This window comes from Shewanella marina JCM 15074 (genome assembly GCF_000614975.1).
GTDB lineage: Bacteria > Pseudomonadota > Gammaproteobacteria > Enterobacterales > Shewanellaceae > Shewanella > Shewanella marina.
The window spans coordinates 47,475-64,343 of sequence record NZ_BALM01000025.1 but is presented as its reverse complement, the minus strand read 5'-3'; the positions used below and the strand labels follow the sequence as shown (position 1 = coordinate 64,343).

Here is a 16,869-nt window from a genome sequence, read left to right as displayed (position 1 = left end):
TAAAATTAAGACTCAATAAATGCCATTACCTTAGAGTAATCGCAAAAGTCGTTAATTTGTTGAGAATGAGCGACCCTATCACCACGCACAATAAAATTACATCCAAGCCGTTCACAAGCTTGCTTATCCCAGATTGCGTCACCAACATAAGTCAGCTTTTGCTGCTGGGTCACTTGTGCTTTGGTTAAAGCCAATTTCATAATCTCAATACGGGCATAATGATCATTGGCCGACGCTATCGGTAAATCAGTCACATCTATTCCCGCTGAAGCCAGTTTTAAATAGGCCGTTTCAAGCCAGCCACCAGTAGCAATAGATATTGAAATATCACCACGTTGTCGCAAATAATTAATAAAACCGAGCCCACCAGGCACTGCCTGTACCGCGTTATGCTGTAAGTGATATTTCACATGACAAATAAATTGCCGCTTAATTTGTAATTGAAGGTGCTTGCGTTGGGCTGTTAATCCAAGTTGCTCGATATAAAAATCAATAATGCCAGAACCAGTAATATGCGGTGCCTGCTGCCAATGTTCTATATCAATCAGATTAATTCCCAACACGGTTTCGAGTGCGGCTGCAAAACAGGTTAAATCTGTTTGGTAGGTATAAATTAAGGTGCCATCTATATCAAACATCACATGATGCTCAATTGCCATTGTGAACCTCGCTATTGGTATCACTTAGTTAGGCTAACCGAGTCTCATCGAGATTTACCTAACATCATTAACCTTAATGTTAGTCAATAAAATCAATTTATACCTAAGTTAACCGGAAGCAGTTCCATACATAAGCAAATAGCAATATACAAACTCACACTCACTAAGTGCCATATATACTGTGTATATGGAAGAATGACATAGCAATTAAGCCCCATGACAACACACCAATCAACAACCAAAATATATTAGCACCAGTAATTTGATTATTATTTAATGCACCGAAAGGTAATAGGATAAAGTTAATCACTTTTTGCGCTCTTACAATGGGAATAATAGCAAGCAGATTGAGCAATAATGAAATCGCCATTAATGTAATAATCCAAAATAAAGGCATTTCAAAATTTTCTGAAAAATAATTGGTGAAAAAGCTCAATAATAATAATCCACACATAAAGCGTTGCACTTGACGATCCTTGCCATTTATATTCACGCTGATTTTCATCTAAATAACCATCAATATAACGAAATAATGAATGAGTAAAAAAGAGTGCAAATATTGCTCGTGGGATTGGCCAAATATCTAACTGATAATATATTTTTATCTCTTTCCACTGTTTATAAAACCAATACAGGGTATATAAACCCATAGTGACCACAGACATAATAATGAGTTTATTAATCGAAACATGAAAAAATGGAATGCCTTGCTTATTATGTAGGGTATCGGAAGTGTCAGTTGTAATTTGATTATCTATATTGCTATTCGTTTCATTTTCTGTGGTTGCCATTGAGCTTCCTCCCGCTAACGTTCTTGTTATTATCGAATAGAAGTTCAAAGCTAGCAGTATCAATGACATAAAGCGAGCAATAATTAAACAACCACCTCAAGGTTAATGTTTAATATTTCATCAAGATTTCATGATAAATATCACGTTAATCAGCCCTCATCAGCATATGATAAATTAACTCAATCAAGCAGAGATAATCCATATGATTTTGAATGAATATTATAGTGCGGGTAACGAAGCGACCGAGCCTTACGTCAATATTATCTTTGAAGATGTCGGCATTCATCGCGATGCTTGGCAATTAGAAGCCGTGCCTTTATGGCTAGTTAACAACCAAAATTTAAAAGAGATTATTGAATATTACGCCCTAATAACTGGCGATTACCAACTAAGTTACCCACGTCATAGTGCCAATGCAGATAAGCAAGCACAGCCACAGCTTGATGCCCTTGCCATCGACTATGTCATTGATATCTTACAAGCAGAAATCGGTCATATTGGCTGTATTTATATCAAACAATGCCAGCACAGTTCATCGACATTTAACTTCAGACGCCTACGGGGTTAATCTTATTTATTGATCATTAAGGCTGTTATAAACAGCCTTAACTTACTTTATGAAAAATAATTTAATTATTTGATAATAAAGTAAAAATAACAATATTTTGATAAAAATTATATTTCACTTAACTAAAATTAATGCGTGATATAGTTCACAGTTTGCAGCCGCTTTAAAAATAACAATCCGCAGTTCACTTTTTGGAAATTTGCATTCACATAAGGACGCATTGCATATGTCAAATTTTGAACTATTTCAAAACTTGCTAAATGAAGCAGATATTACCATCAATGGTACCCGCCCTTGGGACCTACAAATTCACAATGAAGCCTTATTTGATAAAGTCTTAAAGCATGGCTCATTGGGTTTTGGCGAAGCATATATGGATGGTATGTGGAGTTGCCAACAAATGGATGTCATGCTGGATAAATTACTAAGAGCTCAAATCGATAAAAAAATATCAGGCCTCACTAAAATCAAACTGGGTGCAGCCAAAATAAAGAGTTTATTTAATCCACAAAGTATTAGCCGCGCTAAACAAGATGTTTCATACCATTACGATACAGGTAATGATCTATTTGAACAGATGCTAGATAAAAATATGGCATATACCTGTGGTTACTGGCGTGAAGCTCATGATTTAAATGAATCACAAGACCACAAATTAGAGTTAATCTGCCGTAAGCTTGATCTACAACCTGGCCAGCGGGTACTTGATATTGGTTGTGGTTGGGGCTCATTTATGCGCTACGCCGCAGAACATTACGGAGTCATATGCGATGGCTTAACCCTATCAGCCGAGCAGACAAAATTAGGACAACAGCGCTGCCAACATCTCCCCGTACGATTTATTTTAAAAGACTACCGCGAATTTGAGCCAGAACAGCCCTATGATCATGTTGTCTCCATTGGCATGTTAGAACATGTAGGCCCCGAGAATTATGAAGAGTATTTTAATTGTGCAGAACGCTTCTTAAGTGATCATGGCATATTCTTACTGCATACCATTGGTGGTGTGGTATCAACTGATAGCTGTGATCCTTGGATTAAAAAATACATTTTCCCTAATGGCGTTATTCCCTCTATCAGCCAACTCGGTCATGCAACAGAAAAGCGTTTTAATGTAGAAGACTTACACAATTTTGGCCCTGATTACGATAAAACCTTAATGGCTTGGTATCAACGCTTTGAACAAGCTTGGCCACAACTATCAGATAATTACGATGAAACCTTTCATCGAATGTGGCAATACTATTTATTAAGCTGCGCAGCAGCCTTTCGCGCAAGAGAGCTAAATCTTTGGCAACTGGCGCTCACTAAAATAGGTTATCAACATCCCGAAAGTGTTAGAGCCTATTAATCTAACCCTTCAATAAATTGCTGTAAGCCCGCGCGGTCAATAATTCGTAACTGACTATCGACCTTTTCGACAAGGCCGGCCTCAACTAAGGTTTTGACTGCGCGGCGATAGACTCGGCTAGAGGTGCCAAACCGTTCAGCTTCTTTATTGACCTGAGAAAAGCGTCCCAATAATGCTAATGAATCACCATGTTGCAACAGATCATAAGCAATATTATAAGTGATAGGATGTAGTAGTCGGTGGGTGTAAATATCTAATGAATCGTAATAATCTTGCGCTAACGCAGAAGCAAAATAGATCGCATATTGAGGTTGCTCGCTGAGCATTTTTTCAATCTTTTTAACACACAATACATCAATATCAAGGCGTTCATCCGCAATGACTGACCATTGGCAAGGGGTCTTGGTAAAAAACTCTATTTCACCAAATAAACTGTAATCACAATTCACTTCACCGAGTTGAAAACGGCGTCCATTTACAGCACTAATATTCATGGAAATACAGCCAACAGGCACCACCATTAACTGATCAACGACCTGCCCTTGGCGTAAAATAAAATCATTTGCTTGTAATCGTAAGGTGCTGATTTGACATTGATATAGTGCTTGACGAAAGTCAGTATAATTGCTGCTAAGCCAATCAGAAAAACGGCTAGAGGGATACGGAGTGAGCTTCATAATTTGCTTTCTATCGGCCTAGATGAACGCAAGATACCCCGATTATAGGTAAAAGTCGCCAAAAAATGGCTAACCTAAGGTTAGCCATTGCTCATTATTACCATAATACGGCTATTACGACTGCGTTAATGCAACTAATGCGGCTTGGGCGGCATGACGCTCACCCTGCATGGTTATTGCTTCCGCATCCACATAACTATTAATACCAGCCTGTACATCTTGTTGGTATAACACCACATTATTTAAAATCGAAGCGACCTGTAATTGACGTAATCGTCCAACAGTTAATAATGCTGACGTCTCCATATCTGCGCCCAATACGCCGCGTTGACTCCAGTAATGGCAAATAGCCTCTTCATCATCACGGTAAAAACTGTCGTGCGAACGCACAATACCTAAATGAAAATCAATATTCTGGTCGCTTAAAAACGTCTGTAACGCCGCCACTAAACGGTGATCGCTAATGGCTGGAAACTCGCTGGCAATATAACTTTTAGAACCGCCCTCATCGCGCACAGCACCCTCGGCAATAATTAACTCGCCCATGCCGATATTGGCTTGTAACGCGCCAGCAGAGCCCACTCGAATAATGCTTTTAACGCCACAATTATTGAGTTCTTCGATGGCAATGATGGTTGAAGCGCGCCAATTCCTGTGCTGCATATCGTGACGGCTTGACCTTGGTAAGTTCCGTTGATAATACGGTACTCGCGGTTTTCAGCCACCAGCTCAATATTATCTAACCATTGCTCAGCAATACGATTAACCCGATCCGGTTCACCACAAATCAATACTTTAGTGGCAATTTGGCCGGGACTAATGAGTAAATGCGGTTGCTTGCTCATACGGCCGCCTTAGCTTGTTGGTTTTTCTTTGCTGTCAGCATCCAACCATAAGCACCATTGGCTGCAATAAACAGTAAGATAAGATACTGAATCGACATGGCATATACGCCCTGCGCCGCGTAAATACCGATACTGATAATATTAATCACCACCCACATCATCCAGTTTTCAACATACTTACGGATCATCAGAATTTGAGCAATAACCGATAACACTGTCATCGTTGCATCCCAAAATGGGAATGCATCAGGCTGTAATACAGGCGCAGCTAATCCAGCACCAAAGAGATTCAAAATATCGACAGATAAGTTCGCTAATGCAAAAAATACCGGATCGATATAGACAGTTAATAAGCCAATACCCACTACGCTAACAGCGGCAGTCAGCATTAATTTCTGCTTACTTAACCAACGCACTTCTAATGCGTCATCAACGCCGTCTCTTGGCTTGGTCCATGTATACCAACCGTAAACATTGGCACAGAAGAAGAATAGTTGCAGCAGCAATAAGCTGTATAGCTGAATTTGGAAGAAGATAATGGCAAATAAAGTAACGTTGATTAAACCAAATAAGAAGTTAATGGTTTTTTCTTTACTGGCAAACCAGATACAAAGCAAACCAAAGCAGGTACCAATGGCCTCAATCCACGACATAGCGTAACCGCCGCCAATCGGAATATTAACCAGCGTATTATTGATATCGAACCAAGCAAGAAAATCCATCTGAATTCCTTATATCCAGCATAATTTGGCAATATCTTATTGAGCAACGGCAGTAGCGAACAGGACATTTGTCCGTTTCACCCTGTGACACGTCATAGATTGAAAAAATTTGTATCAATGAACAACAGCTACAAAAAAAGCGCCTAAAGCGCTTTTTAAGATAAAAATAACAGAGGTTATTCTACAATTGTTACTTTTTCAATAACGATAGGCTCAACTGGCACGTCATCGTGACCCGCTCTAAAAGTGGTTTTCACTTTTTCAATCTGCTTAACCACATCCATACCCGCTGTCACTTGGCCAAATACAGCATAACCCCAACCGTTGTTAGATTTAGCTGTGTGGTCTAAAAAGCTATTGTTGGCGGTATTGATAAAGAACTGACCGGTTGCAGAATGTGGCGCATCGGTACGAGCCATCGCAATCGTTCCAATCACATTGCTGCCACCACGGTTAGCTTCATTGGTAATGGGATCACGAGTTGGCTTTTCATGCATATCAGCAGTCATACCACCACCTTGGATCATAAAGCCTTTAATCACACGATGGAAAACCGTACCTTCAAAGAAGCCATCTTGGCAGTACTTTAAAAAGTTTTTAGCAGTTACTGGCGTATTTTCCATATCCAATTCAATTTGGATATCGCCAAAGTTCGTTGTAAAAATAATCATAATTGGTCACTTATTTAAAGAATTAAGGCTAAGTATACCTGTGATTAATGTATTCCATCTAACTATTCAGACAGGTAAAACCAACCTAAAGGTTTAGTAACTGCCTTTACTTTATTTATTATTACGCGTAGCCTCTAATTGTAAAACAAATGTTACAAACAAGAGGCGTGATATGACAATAATTAAAAAATCATTAGTGACCAGCTTCATCGCAATATTATTTAGCATGACATCTATCGCTTATGCAGAGACTATCTTCGCACCTAAAGTTCTCGTTGATGCAATTATCAGCGGAGATCAACTTACCGAAGCCAACAACGGTGCCATTAAAGTCGTTGAATATAATCAAGCTAATATTAACTACAACTACTCATTTAATGAAGACACCCATATTTTCACGGCACCCGCATTTGGGGTATATCAGATTGATGCTCGCTACGCGCAGCTCGCATGTGGTGTAAAATATTTACTGAGAATTGGTATTTCAATGCCAAATGCGACACCTCCTGGCGGAAATGCATCATTAGGACCGGTTAATTTTGTCAATGTTGATACAGGCTGTGCTATTCCAGGTATTGCCGCAATAAATGGCATGATGGAGTTAGAGCAAGGCGATCAAATATTTATTCAAGCCCGTTATCAACGCGCAATGTATGATATTTCACGTTGGAACTATAAAAATGAATATCAAAATCGCTTGGTTATCACCTACCTAGGTGAACCCACTTTCTATTAAATATAGTCATTAATAATAACGCCAGTATGCTTTCATACTGCGTTATTATTGTAAATTTCAGCGACGAACAATATTGCAATAATTAAACCCAATCACCGCCATATCACAACAAATCCAAAACCATTTCGCCACACATGATTAGATTTTACTCAATTAGTAGATAATTATAAAAAATAACCTTAATCCATTGTTAATGTGAAGCAGATCTCTATATACTCCGCCTCCGGCCAGAACATGTAATTAAATTTATATTTAGTTCAGCCACCTTATTTACAAGCTGTCACCTGGATAAGTGAACGACCCACGGAGTTGGACCGGCGTTAATATTAGCTTGTTAATTTAGGTGACTCGTATGTTGTTTCATTGGGCGGAACCCTCCCTACAGACTAAGCTCACGCGCTTAGCGACTTCCTATTTGCTTTATCCCCTAAAGCAGTTATCTCCAATGGCAACACACAGCAAAACCTTCATTATTCGACATTTATTTAATCAAATAGCAGGACGAAATAATGCAGTTGTTAGTTAGTTTGGCCGGTATTGTGGTACTGGTTCTTATCGCCATGGCTTTTTCAGAAAACCGTAAAGCGATTAATTGGAGAACCGTTGGCGGAGCCTTGTTAATTCAGGCGTGCTTCGCGGCTTGGTATTATATATTCCAGTTGGGCAAAAGATATTAGGTTCAATGAGTAATGGTATATCGAGTCTATTAAGTTTTGCCAATGTCGGTATTGAATTCCTATTTGGTAACCTCGTAAAAAATAATTTTATTTTCGCCTTCAAAGTATTACCGCTTATTATTTTTATTAGTGCTTTAATCGCCCTGCTTTATCACCTTGGTATTATGCAATGGGTTATTAAGATCATTGGCGGTGCACTACAGCGCATGCTTGGTACTAGCCGCGCAGAATCATTAGTGGTAACAGGTAATATTTTCCTTTCTCAGGCAGAATCTCCTTTATTAGTGCGCCCATTTTTATCAAGAATGACACGTTCAGAACTGTTTATGGTGATGACAGGTGGTATGGCATCCGTCGCAGGCTCAGTACTGGGTGGTTATGTCGGTTTAGGAGTTGAATTAAAATATCTGATTGCAGCGAGCTTTATGGCGGCGCCGGGCAGTATTTTAATGGCTAAAATCTTAATTCCTGAAACTCACAAAGCAGAAGAAACGACTGCTGAGGGGCATCTTGATCATATCGAATTAGAGAAGAGTGAATACAGCAACTCAATTGATGCCCTAGCGGCTGGCGCGATGAACGGTATGAAAGTCGCTGTCGCGATTGGTACCATGCTACTTGCCTTTGTCAGTGTGATTGCTGTTGCTAACGCAGGCCTAGAAACCGTTGGTCACTGGTTTGGTCATTTAGCTGGCGAGCTCGGCATGACTTCAACTGCGGATTGGTTTAAACACAATGCCTTTAGCATGCAATTAATCCTAGGTTATTTATTCTCACCAATTGCTTACATTATTGGTGTACCAACCCATGAAATGCTGCAAGCAGGTTCATTCATTGGTCAAAAGCTAGTATTAAATGAGTTTGTTGCTTTCCAAGAATTTGGGGCAATTAAAGATACACTATCGTCTCATACCCAAGTGATTGTGACATTTGCACTATGTGGTTTTGCTAACATTGGTTCAATTGCAATTCAAATTGGCTCAATTGGTGCAATGGCGCCAGAACGTCGTAAAGACGTTGCTAATATGGGTTTTAAAGCGGTATTAGCAGCAACACTGGCTAACTTAATGAGTGCTGCATTAGCAGGTATTTTCGTTACCCTTTAAGCTTATACATAAACTGGTGTATATATTGGTACACCAGTTTATCTCCTCCCATACCAACAATCCCCTCACTTATGCTTCCGACCTATTTCTCTTAAAGACTGTGTACTGTGTCAAACTTAACCAACCAGCAACGGCGTATGATAAATTGCTCAATGCACACTTTGGATGACCAACTTGGATCTCACACTCTATCTCACCTGCCTCGCTATATTTGCCTGCGCTTGTTTTTTACAAGGCTTAGTGGGATTTGGCATGGGCGTCATCGCCAGTCCATTACTACTGATTGTTGAGCCACGATTAATGCCCGGCGGCGTTATTTTTATTGGCGTGGTATTAGCGCTAATTACCACAATCCAATATCGAACCTCGCTGTCTCTCGCCATGCTCAAATCTGCATTTGTAGGGCGCATCTTAGGCACATTTCTAGCCGCTTACATCCTCATGATTATTTCACAGGCACATTTGGCCATCATTCTTGGGTTGAGTGTGCTGTTTGTCGTGATGTTAACCCTCACTAAATGGCAGTTAATGCCCACCCAAATTAATTTATTCTTTGGCGGTATGCTCTCTGGCATCATGGGCACAGCAACAGGTATTGGTGGGCCGCCATTAGCCATTTTATTGCAAAATGAAAATCCTGATGTTCTCAAAGCGAATCTTGCTGCATTCTTTACCATCACAGGGCTAATCTCTTTAGCCGCGCTCTATTTTGCAGGTCGCTTTAGTTTAGCTGATGTACAAGTGAGTTTGACTATGCTTCCAGCCCCTATTGTTGCCACCTATTTTGCCTATAAATGGCATTCAAAAGTGAAGCCACAATATATCCGCTATGCGGTCTTAATCTTATGTTCTATTTCGGCCATTATCTCTTTATCTGAAGGGATACATATGCTGTAGTCATTATGCTCAACATAGTTAAATATGACTTGCTTAGTTTAAGTACCTGACTAAAATACTCGGATAAATTATTGGAGCATCCGATGTATAAAAATACTCACGCGGCGACTCATTCTTCATGCTTGCCGTTCACGACACTTATAACTCTATTTGCTATTATTTTTTTAGGCTCGGCGGGATTCTTTATTACAATTCCGGCCTATGTTAGCTTATTTTTAACTGACCACTCTTTGCAAATTGCGCAAAATATGCCGATAGAAGAGCGCCGTACCTTGTTTGGTACCGTCATGTCTGCTGCACCATTTATCTCGATGTTTTTCACGCCATTTATCGCCCGCTTTGCCGATAGATTTAGTCGTAAATTGATCATTTCATTATGTTTAATTGTTGCTGCCATTGGTTTATTATGCCAGTGTATGCCATTGTCATTGGCTCAGTAGCACTGCTATTTGCAGGCAATATGATCAATAGTTTAGGCTCTGCCAGTCAACCCATTGCCCAAGCGATATTAGCCGATAATAGCCAAGGTAAAACCAAAGCTACGTTAATGAGTTTAGTGGCGGTGGTGATGACGGCTGCGATGTCATTTGGGCCAGCATTAGGCAGTAAATTAACCGAGATATATGGCCCACAAGCTCCTTTTTACGCTTGCTTATTAATTGCCATAAGCTGTTTATTACTACTCAACAAAGTCAAGCTACCAGCGCAACAGGCAAGCAAACAGGAAAACCCGTTATCATTTATTGAGCCAATAGCGCGTACTCAACCCGGCTTTATCGCGTGCTTAGCAATTGTTTTTATTTGCCAATTTAGTTGGAGTTTATACTTTCAAAATATCTCATTTATTTTGCCGCAAAAATGGGATATAGCAGTAGAAAGCCACTTCTACCAATACTTTATGATGGCCATTGGCGTTGTGATGATCACATCACTGTTGTTATTGCCACGATTGATTTTAGCTTATATGAATTTGCAACAAGCACTACGTGTTGTCACCTTGCTCGCAGCGCTAGGGATGGTAATGCTAGCCATTACCTCAACCCCAACAACCCATGTTATTGCCATGATCTTTACCGCGGTAATGGTGGCTATTTCATTTCCATTTTATATTACGGCACTGTCAAATCGAGCCAGTGATATAGACCAAGGCTGGGCGATGGCATTATCGAGTGCCATGGTTGGATTGGCATGGACATTAACAGGTTATCTCACTGCAGTATTAGTCAATATTCAACTGATATTACCAACGGTCATAGCGGCTTTTGGCTATCTATTGGCGATGTTGCTCGTTCCTAAGCCAGCATCTAAAAATGATTTAGTCACACAATCTAAAGAGACCACTCATGCACAATCATAAGCCATTAGTGCAACTTCTTGCCGAAACAGAATTTATGCCGCTATTGGACCGAAAACTCCAATTTGGCCCAGCATTAATTGTCGATCTCACCGCAACAGGGGCCATATGGCAACGAGTCACTCCCAACCACAGTTTTGCAGATGAAATAGCGCAACAAGCACAATTAATTAATGCTCAAATGGTTATTGGCCGCTATGCAGAGCAGCGCTTTATTTATCAAGATAAAGATAATTTTGCAGACAGTCAGCAACGAACGCTGCATTTGGGATTAGATTTGGGCGTCGCCGCTACAACCTCAATTTATGCACCATTAGATGGCAGCATCCATAGCATAGCCAACCATCAGGGAGATGGTGATTATGGGCCGACCATCATTTTGCACCATCAACTTGAAGGATACAGCTTTTATACCCTTTATGGTCACTTAGCCACGGCTTGCTTATCGCAGCATCAAGTCGGCGATAAAATACAGGCTGGAGAGCAGTTTGCTCGTGTGGGAACAACACAAGAAAATGGCGGCTGGGCGCCACACTTACATCTACAAATCATTAACGATATGGGCTCATATACAGATGACTATCCAGGTGTAGTTGATCCGCAAGAACAAACCTTTTACTTAAATAATTGCCCCAATCCAAATCTAATATTAAAACGACGAGATTTAGCTGAATAAATAAACAGCCATACGACTTTTTGATATAAATTAGCTAATAAATAACGCCAAAAAATGAATTTAATTCAATCTATAACGGGATAATGAATATTAGTTTATTATCCCGTATTATTTTGAATACTATTTAACAATAAAAAGTAGCCTTAAATGTCAAAAATATGTTCCACTTTAATTAGTGAGACTAAGTCAAATTAAAAATAAACCATATTAACTATTTGCCAGTAAAAATAGAACAAGCAGAATTCAAAGATAAAGAATATAATCCAAAATTGATGGTAAATAACTACCCTATTTATGTTTATAAGATGCTAACAGCCATGTTAATCAAAAGATGCTTACGTGTATTTTACAATTTGATTTTTGTAACACTGCTAGCCCTAGTTATAACATTTTCAGTTATAAGAACGATCGAAAATATACAAATTAAAAACATTTCCACCTTGCTTGATAAAATCATATATAAACAACAACTTATTATTGAAGGAAATCATAATTTAAATAACCAACATAATATGGATGTGTTAAAAAGCATTGATGTAAAAACACCTGAAATCATGGAAATTTCGTATATAGATAAAAGTATGTACAGCTATATTGCTGGCAATCAAAAATCAAAAATCCCTGATTACCTACAAAAAATCGTTAACAGTAATGTACCTTCAAAAGTGTTTGTAGATCCGACTAACAAAAATATCACTAATTATATTTTCAAATTTGGTAGTGGATACTATCTAATGAGCTTTTATTCAAAATTGCTCATTAATTATAGTCATAATTATATTACAAATTTCAAAATTGATGACTCAAGCATTTGTTCACATTTAATTAATTATCAGGATGACTTATATTTATCTGTTACAAAAAACATACAGCATTTAAATATTACAATTATGAGTGGGGTAAAACCAGTTAAGCTGTTCTGGCTTTTTTTATTTTGTCTGACTCTCTCTTTCATCTTAGTTAATAGCATCCGCATAGTGCTAGAGTCTTATTTTTCACAACAAAAAACCATGCTTCGCATGATAAAAAAAGCGGCACTGAATAATGAGTTTATCCCCTATTATCAAGGTATTTACTCACTACATCAGGATAAATTCATTGCCGCTGAAGTATTATGCCGCTGGCATCATAAAGGTGAAATATTGCCACCTAAAGCCTTTATCGAACAACTTGAGAGCATTGAAGAAATCAAGGACATCACTTTTAACTTTATCAAAAAGTCCTTTAGTACTCTTAAACTAAGCAACTTTGATAATGACTTTATGTTGAGTTTTAACTTTACGGTTAAAATGTTTCTTGATGAAGAGTTTATAAAAAAAGTCGTCCGGTTTGTTGATGAGACCCCTAATGTCAAAAACCATATCATTATCGAATTAACTGAAAGCGAAAATAGATTTACCCATTTAAATGAAATAAGAGAGATCATGTTGATGCTTAAGGCACATGGGGTGTTGTTATCCATTGATGATGTCGGTACAGGCTATTCAAACTTGATTACGATTCAAGAATTACCCTTTGATATTATGAAGATAGACCGCTGTTTTATTTCAAATAAATTTGCGGTTTCAAACAGTAATATGCTTGAGACCCTCGCTCGATTAGGTAATGCAATGAACTTAATGATTGTGGTAGAAGGGGTTGAAAATACAATAGAATTAGACAAAATCAACAACTTTAACCTCGACCTATGCCAAGCTTTTACTTCTCCATACCGAGTAATGCCAAAGAGTTTATCAAACTCAGCTATAGCCAATAACAAAATTCAACATAGGGAGGATATGCCTCCCTATGCTAATAACTATCTGCATATTACAAGGTTTTAAGCTGACCTTTCACTTCAGCAATGGTTTTATAACCCTTACGGGCCATTAATGTGGCTAGCTCATTACTGATCCGACTAAAGCACTCTACGCCCTCTTTCTCATAACAGGTCGCAACCTGCACCGCTGATGCACCAGCAAGTAAATATTCAAACGCATCGGTACCATTTTTAATACCACCTACACCAATAATATCTATATTTTCAGGTAATAAGGTACTAAACGCGCGCACATTAGCTAAACCAATGGGTTTAATATAATCACCACATAAACCACCGAAGCCACCTTTAGGTTTGATAATAGCTGATTCAGTTTCAGCGTCGATAACCAAGGTGTTCCCCACCGAGTTAATACAGGTAATAAAGCTTATCGGATACTGTTTAATGATATCGGCCATGGCACTAAAGTGAGAAAAATCAAAATAGGGCGGTAACTTCAAACCAATTGGCTTATCACCTAGCTGACACAATACTTTAAGCGCCTGATCTGTTTGCTCAAAATCGTATCCTAGCTGGGGTTTGCCCTCGATATTAGGGCATGAAAAATTAACTTCAATTAAATCGGCATCACTTTGTTGGAAAGCACTGACCATGGTTTGATTATCGGTCACACTAAAACCAGAAATACTCACCACAATCGGTTTATTTAATAATTTTAAGCGCGGTAACATGGCTAAATAAGCTTGATAGCCAAGGTTAGGCAATCCCATTGATTGCAGTGCACCTAAAGGCAAATTTTGGTATCTCGGCTCGGCATTACCTTCACGCGGCAGTATCGTACATGACTTAGTCATAATCGCCGCTGTGGCGCTATGACCAAGTTGGGTTAACTCAGCTTCACTAGTACACAGCGGCCCAGAAGCATTAAACAGATAGTTATCTAAAGCGATTCCGCCAATATGGGTTGTTAAATCGACAAATTCAGCAGTATTACGGGGACAAGCAGGAGTAGGGTCAGACATAAAATTAAACTTCCGTTGATAAGGGATAAATGAACTAAGTTCATCAATATAATTTGTGCCGACTAAGGCAGACCATTAAGTAATAACAAACAGTTAGGGTCAAGCAACTGCGATGAATTATTAGATCTATGCCGAATATTTTTTGTACAAAAGTAAGATTCTAAATACCCTATTTTATGAATTTAGAATAACCACTATTTTATTGATAGATATTGATGCGATGAATGTTAAAATCTCTACAAAGTTTGGCCCATATAAAATGAAGGTAAAGTGATGAACCCAATTCTTGCACTTTTAAAAGAACACAATATCAGTGATGTTCAAATTAAAGAGATTTTTCAAACGCTAACAGAAAACCCAATGATGGCAATGGCAACCATTAGTCAGTTAGGTATTCCACAAGAGAAACTACAGCAATTGATGATGATGGTGATGCAAAACCCTGATTTAATCAAAGAAGCAGTAGAAGAACTTGGCTTAGATTTTTCAAAAGTTGAAGCCGCTAAAGCGCAACTACAGAAATAAGCTAATGACCATTTTTGACCACAATTTTGTGGTCAAAACTTTCCACTTTCGTTACACAATTTATCCCTTCCATATTACTCATTGGTGCTTGACCTTTTTACATTAAGAGTTTGATCTGCAACTAATAAGCTAGCAGCCAGGTCTGCACTGTGTTGATCATACTGATTAGCCATAAGCTGCTTACCTAAACTTCGAGGTAATTTAAAAGGATACTGGCAAGTTTCACACACCAAAAAGTAATCCGGTGTAAAACGCCACACTGTGATAAAAAACAAAGAGGCTAATTCAGTTTCTTGATAAAAATGCCAATGTTTTTCTGCGCCGCACCACTGACAGTGACACTGAATAGTGTCATCTATAAACTCATATTTTTTATCCATTCCCATCAAAAAAACATATCTATCGTCCCCTATTTAGCAAAACCCGCTGCACTCACCTTGACCAAAAATGATCGCGATACTGGCACAGTAAGATCGTTGCTCAATATTAAGTGAGTTTTTCGGCCATCTTTAACGATTTTAACCACTGCATCATGAGCCACCCACCATGATCGATGTGTTTGCATGCCATCATAATCCCGCAGTAATACCATGGCATCTTTTAACCGCATTAACATAGTATGACGACCTTTATCAGTATGCACGGTTAGATAATGATCTGACATCTGTAAACATAATAATTGGCCCCGATATTCAAGCGGCAGCATCGTCATAAATTCTTGATAATTTAAATCAATCTCTATTTCAGGTGATAATTTAGCGACATTAAGCTGCTGCTCAGTTTGCGATAATTGCTCCTGCTGCGACTCAAAAACTTCTCGAAAAAAGGTTGCCGTAGTCAAAATGCCACCAATAAGACTGGTACGTGCAACGTTTTCCAAAAACGGCCAACCTAACGTGATACGAACATCAAAAAATAGCCAAGTCAGCACAGCAGCGGCAATGCTCATTAACAGACTCGCGGGAATACAGCCCAACCCGACTCGCAACCATTTACGTTTAATGATGTGCTTAAGTTTTATATCACTAAGATGAATACAAGGCAGATAAATAACAAAACCCACCAAGCAACTGATCACCCAATAGCTCACCGATGTCAACACAGGTATTTTATGCATACCAAATGGCGCCAACAATCCAATAACGACACCAAGCACAGCGACTATTAATGCGTTCTTAAGGATGTCGATTTTATTTAATGGCTTATCATCATTTTGTTTTTTCAGGGAAGTTTCACGATTCGTCAAAGGGATCCTTACCATTAAAAGTCCAAAATACGAAGTATTTGTCATCACTCACGAAGAACAGCTTGCTCGAGTACCGCAACTACCATGTACTTAAATTCAATCCCACAAATCAAGCTTAAAAATAGGAGCAATTTATGGCTGCCGATATTAAAAAGTATGTTCAAATCACTTCTTTTCTATTAACAACTATCATAACCACATCAACTCACGCTGCACAAATCGACTTTCAAATTAATGCCATTTCACCGCAACAAGGGACCATTTATATTCAACTATTTAAAGGTGAGCAGAACTTTACTGCAGGCATAGCTGAAAACTCTACAATGCAAAAAGTCACAGCAAGTAGTGCGCAATTTACTTTTCCTAACCTCACTGCGGGTGAGTATGCAATCCGCTATTTCCACGATGAAAATAATAATGGTAAGTTGGAAACTAACTTAATGGGTATGCCAACTGAGGGCTATGGGTTCTCAAATAATGCCAAACCCAATTATGGGCCAGTGAGCTATCAAGCGATTAAATTTACATTAGCAGCAGACCAAGCAATCGTACAAAACCAATCTCACGTCATTTATTAAGGGGCTGTC

The 16,869-nt window shown here is 38.8% G+C and carries 22 protein-coding genes and 1 pseudogene; 12 read left to right on the top strand and 11 right to left on the bottom strand.

The window, feature by feature from the left end; genetic code table 11:
• Positions 1-5: 5 nt before the first annotated feature.
• The 3 genes from JCM15074_RS16035 to JCM15074_RS22655 form a co-directional block, all read right to left on the bottom strand.
• The gene (locus JCM15074_RS16035; RefSeq protein WP_051536930.1) at positions 6-659 is read right to left on the bottom strand and encodes an HAD family hydrolase; all 654 of its coding nucleotides are present in this window, start codon (positions 657-659) and stop codon (positions 6-8) included.
• Positions 660-822: 163 nt separating this feature from the next.
• Positions 823-1,029 (bottom strand): hypothetical protein, encoded by a 207-nt coding sequence (locus JCM15074_RS23780; protein WP_148300822.1) that lies wholly within the window; start codon positions 1,027-1,029, stop codon positions 823-825.
• Between the two features lie 28 nt (positions 1,030-1,057).
• Positions 1,058-1,450, bottom strand: a complete 393-nt coding sequence (locus JCM15074_RS22655; RefSeq protein WP_051536928.1) for a DUF4234 domain-containing protein — start codon at positions 1,448-1,450, stop codon at positions 1,058-1,060.
• 202 nt (positions 1,451-1,652) lie between these two features.
• Between JCM15074_RS22655 and JCM15074_RS16025 the strand changes: the two genes are divergently transcribed.
• Both JCM15074_RS16025 and cfa read left to right on the top strand, forming a co-directional pair.
• Positions 1,653-2,018: a hypothetical protein gene (locus JCM15074_RS16025; protein ID WP_025822389.1), complete on the top strand. Its 366-nt coding sequence runs from the start codon at positions 1,653-1,655 to the stop codon at positions 2,016-2,018.
• Positions 2,019-2,244: 226 nt separating this feature from the next.
• Positions 2,245-3,369 carry a cyclopropane fatty acyl phospholipid synthase gene (gene cfa, locus JCM15074_RS16020; protein WP_025822387.1) on the top strand — a complete coding sequence of 375 codons (1,125 nt, stop codon included), beginning with the start codon at positions 2,245-2,247 and terminating at the stop codon, positions 3,367-3,369.
• On the opposite strand, the gene JCM15074_RS16015 is transcribed toward cfa, so the two are convergent.
• The 5 genes from JCM15074_RS16015 to JCM15074_RS16000 all read right to left on the bottom strand — a co-directional run bounded on the left by JCM15074_RS16015 (position 3,366) and on the right by JCM15074_RS16000 (position 6,284).
• Positions 3,366-4,046: a Crp/Fnr family transcriptional regulator gene (locus JCM15074_RS16015; protein ID WP_025822385.1), complete on the bottom strand. Its 681-nt coding sequence runs from the start codon at positions 4,044-4,046 to the stop codon at positions 3,366-3,368. The two genes, cfa and JCM15074_RS16015, sit on opposite strands and share 4 nt — an antisense overlap.
• Positions 4,047-4,160: 114 nt before the next feature.
• Positions 4,161-4,628, bottom strand: coding sequence for a phosphorylase family protein (locus JCM15074_RS25305; RefSeq protein WP_267880192.1), 468 nt, complete (start codon positions 4,626-4,628; stop codon positions 4,161-4,163).
• The gene (locus JCM15074_RS25300; protein ID WP_267880191.1) at positions 4,580-4,891 is read right to left on the bottom strand and encodes a phosphorylase family protein; all 312 of its coding nucleotides are present in this window, start codon (positions 4,889-4,891) and stop codon (positions 4,580-4,582) included. Before JCM15074_RS25300 ends, JCM15074_RS25305 begins: the two co-directional genes overlap by 49 nt.
• Positions 4,888-5,613, bottom strand: a complete 726-nt coding sequence (gene pnuC, locus JCM15074_RS16005; RefSeq protein ID WP_025822383.1) for a nicotinamide riboside transporter PnuC — start codon at positions 5,611-5,613, stop codon at positions 4,888-4,890. Before pnuC ends, JCM15074_RS25300 begins: the two co-directional genes overlap by 4 nt.
• A 176-nt stretch (positions 5,614-5,789) precedes the next feature.
• On the bottom strand, positions 5,790-6,284 hold the full coding sequence (locus JCM15074_RS16000; protein WP_025822382.1) for a peptidylprolyl isomerase: 495 nt from the start codon (positions 6,282-6,284) through the stop codon (positions 5,790-5,792).
• 172 nt (positions 6,285-6,456) lie between these two features.
• On the opposite strand from JCM15074_RS16000, the gene JCM15074_RS15995 reads away from it, so the two are divergent.
• From JCM15074_RS15995 to JCM15074_RS15970, 8 genes and pseudogenes are all read left to right on the top strand, one after another.
• Positions 6,457-7,020: a hypothetical protein gene (locus JCM15074_RS15995; protein WP_025822380.1), complete on the top strand. Its 564-nt coding sequence runs from the start codon at positions 6,457-6,459 to the stop codon at positions 7,018-7,020.
• Between the two features lie 509 nt (positions 7,021-7,529).
• Positions 7,530-7,711, top strand: a pseudogene (locus JCM15074_RS25675) (Na+ dependent nucleoside transporter N-terminal domain-containing protein); the annotation flags it as partial.
• The gene (locus tag JCM15074_RS22645) at positions 7,703-8,803 is read left to right on the top strand and encodes a NupC/NupG family nucleoside CNT transporter (RefSeq protein WP_373278914.1); all 1,101 of its coding nucleotides are present in this window, start codon (positions 7,703-7,705) and stop codon (positions 8,801-8,803) included. The pseudogene JCM15074_RS25675 and the gene JCM15074_RS22645, both read left to right, overlap by 9 nt.
• Before the next feature lie 174 nt (positions 8,804-8,977).
• A complete protein-coding gene (locus JCM15074_RS15985) occupies positions 8,978-9,700 on the top strand; it encodes a sulfite exporter TauE/SafE family protein (RefSeq protein WP_159105306.1) in 723 nt (240 codons plus the stop codon).
• A gap of 83 nt (positions 9,701-9,783) precedes the next feature.
• On the top strand, positions 9,784-10,140 hold the full coding sequence (locus JCM15074_RS24615; RefSeq protein WP_199899822.1) for an MFS transporter: 357 nt from the start codon (positions 9,784-9,786) through the stop codon (positions 10,138-10,140).
• Entirely contained in the window at positions 10,107-11,057 is a 951-nt protein-coding gene (locus tag JCM15074_RS22640; RefSeq protein WP_199899821.1) for an MFS transporter, read from the top strand. Before JCM15074_RS24615 ends, JCM15074_RS22640 begins: the two co-directional genes overlap by 34 nt.
• Positions 11,044-11,730: a peptidoglycan DD-metalloendopeptidase family protein gene (locus tag JCM15074_RS15975; RefSeq protein WP_025822376.1), complete on the top strand. Its 687-nt coding sequence runs from the start codon at positions 11,044-11,046 to the stop codon at positions 11,728-11,730. Before JCM15074_RS22640 ends, JCM15074_RS15975 begins: the two co-directional genes overlap by 14 nt.
• 215 nt (positions 11,731-11,945) lie before the next feature.
• A complete protein-coding gene (locus tag JCM15074_RS15970) occupies positions 11,946-13,553 on the top strand; it encodes an EAL domain-containing protein (protein ID WP_148300821.1) in 1,608 nt (535 codons plus the stop codon).
• Here JCM15074_RS15970 and JCM15074_RS15965 read toward each other — a convergent pair.
• On the bottom strand, positions 13,540-14,511 hold the full coding sequence (locus JCM15074_RS15965) for a dihydroorotate oxidase (protein WP_025822372.1): 972 nt from the start codon (positions 14,509-14,511) through the stop codon (positions 13,540-13,542). The genes JCM15074_RS15970 and JCM15074_RS15965 overlap by 14 nt on opposite strands.
• A gap of 273 nt (positions 14,512-14,784) precedes the next feature.
• Between JCM15074_RS15965 and JCM15074_RS15960 the strand changes: the two genes are divergently transcribed.
• A complete protein-coding gene (locus JCM15074_RS15960; RefSeq protein ID WP_025822370.1) occupies positions 14,785-15,036 on the top strand; it encodes a DUF2999 family protein in 252 nt (83 codons plus the stop codon).
• Positions 15,037-15,110: 74 nt separating this feature from the next.
• Here JCM15074_RS15960 and JCM15074_RS15955 read toward each other — a convergent pair whose 3' ends face one another.
• Together JCM15074_RS15955 and JCM15074_RS23775 are read right to left on the bottom strand one after the other, a co-directional pair.
• Positions 15,111-15,416, bottom strand: a complete 306-nt coding sequence (locus JCM15074_RS15955; RefSeq protein WP_025822368.1) for a zinc-ribbon domain-containing protein — start codon at positions 15,414-15,416, stop codon at positions 15,111-15,113.
• Between the two features lie 29 nt (positions 15,417-15,445).
• Entirely contained in the window at positions 15,446-16,282 is an 837-nt protein-coding gene (locus tag JCM15074_RS23775; RefSeq protein WP_025822366.1) for a LytTR family DNA-binding domain-containing protein, read from the bottom strand.
• 134 nt (positions 16,283-16,416) lie between these two features.
• Here JCM15074_RS23775 and JCM15074_RS15945 point away from each other — a divergent pair, with 134 nt between their 5' ends.
• Entirely contained in the window at positions 16,417-16,860 is a 444-nt protein-coding gene (locus JCM15074_RS15945; protein ID WP_025822363.1) for a DUF2141 domain-containing protein, read from the top strand.
• Positions 16,861-16,869: the final 9 nt, after the last annotated feature.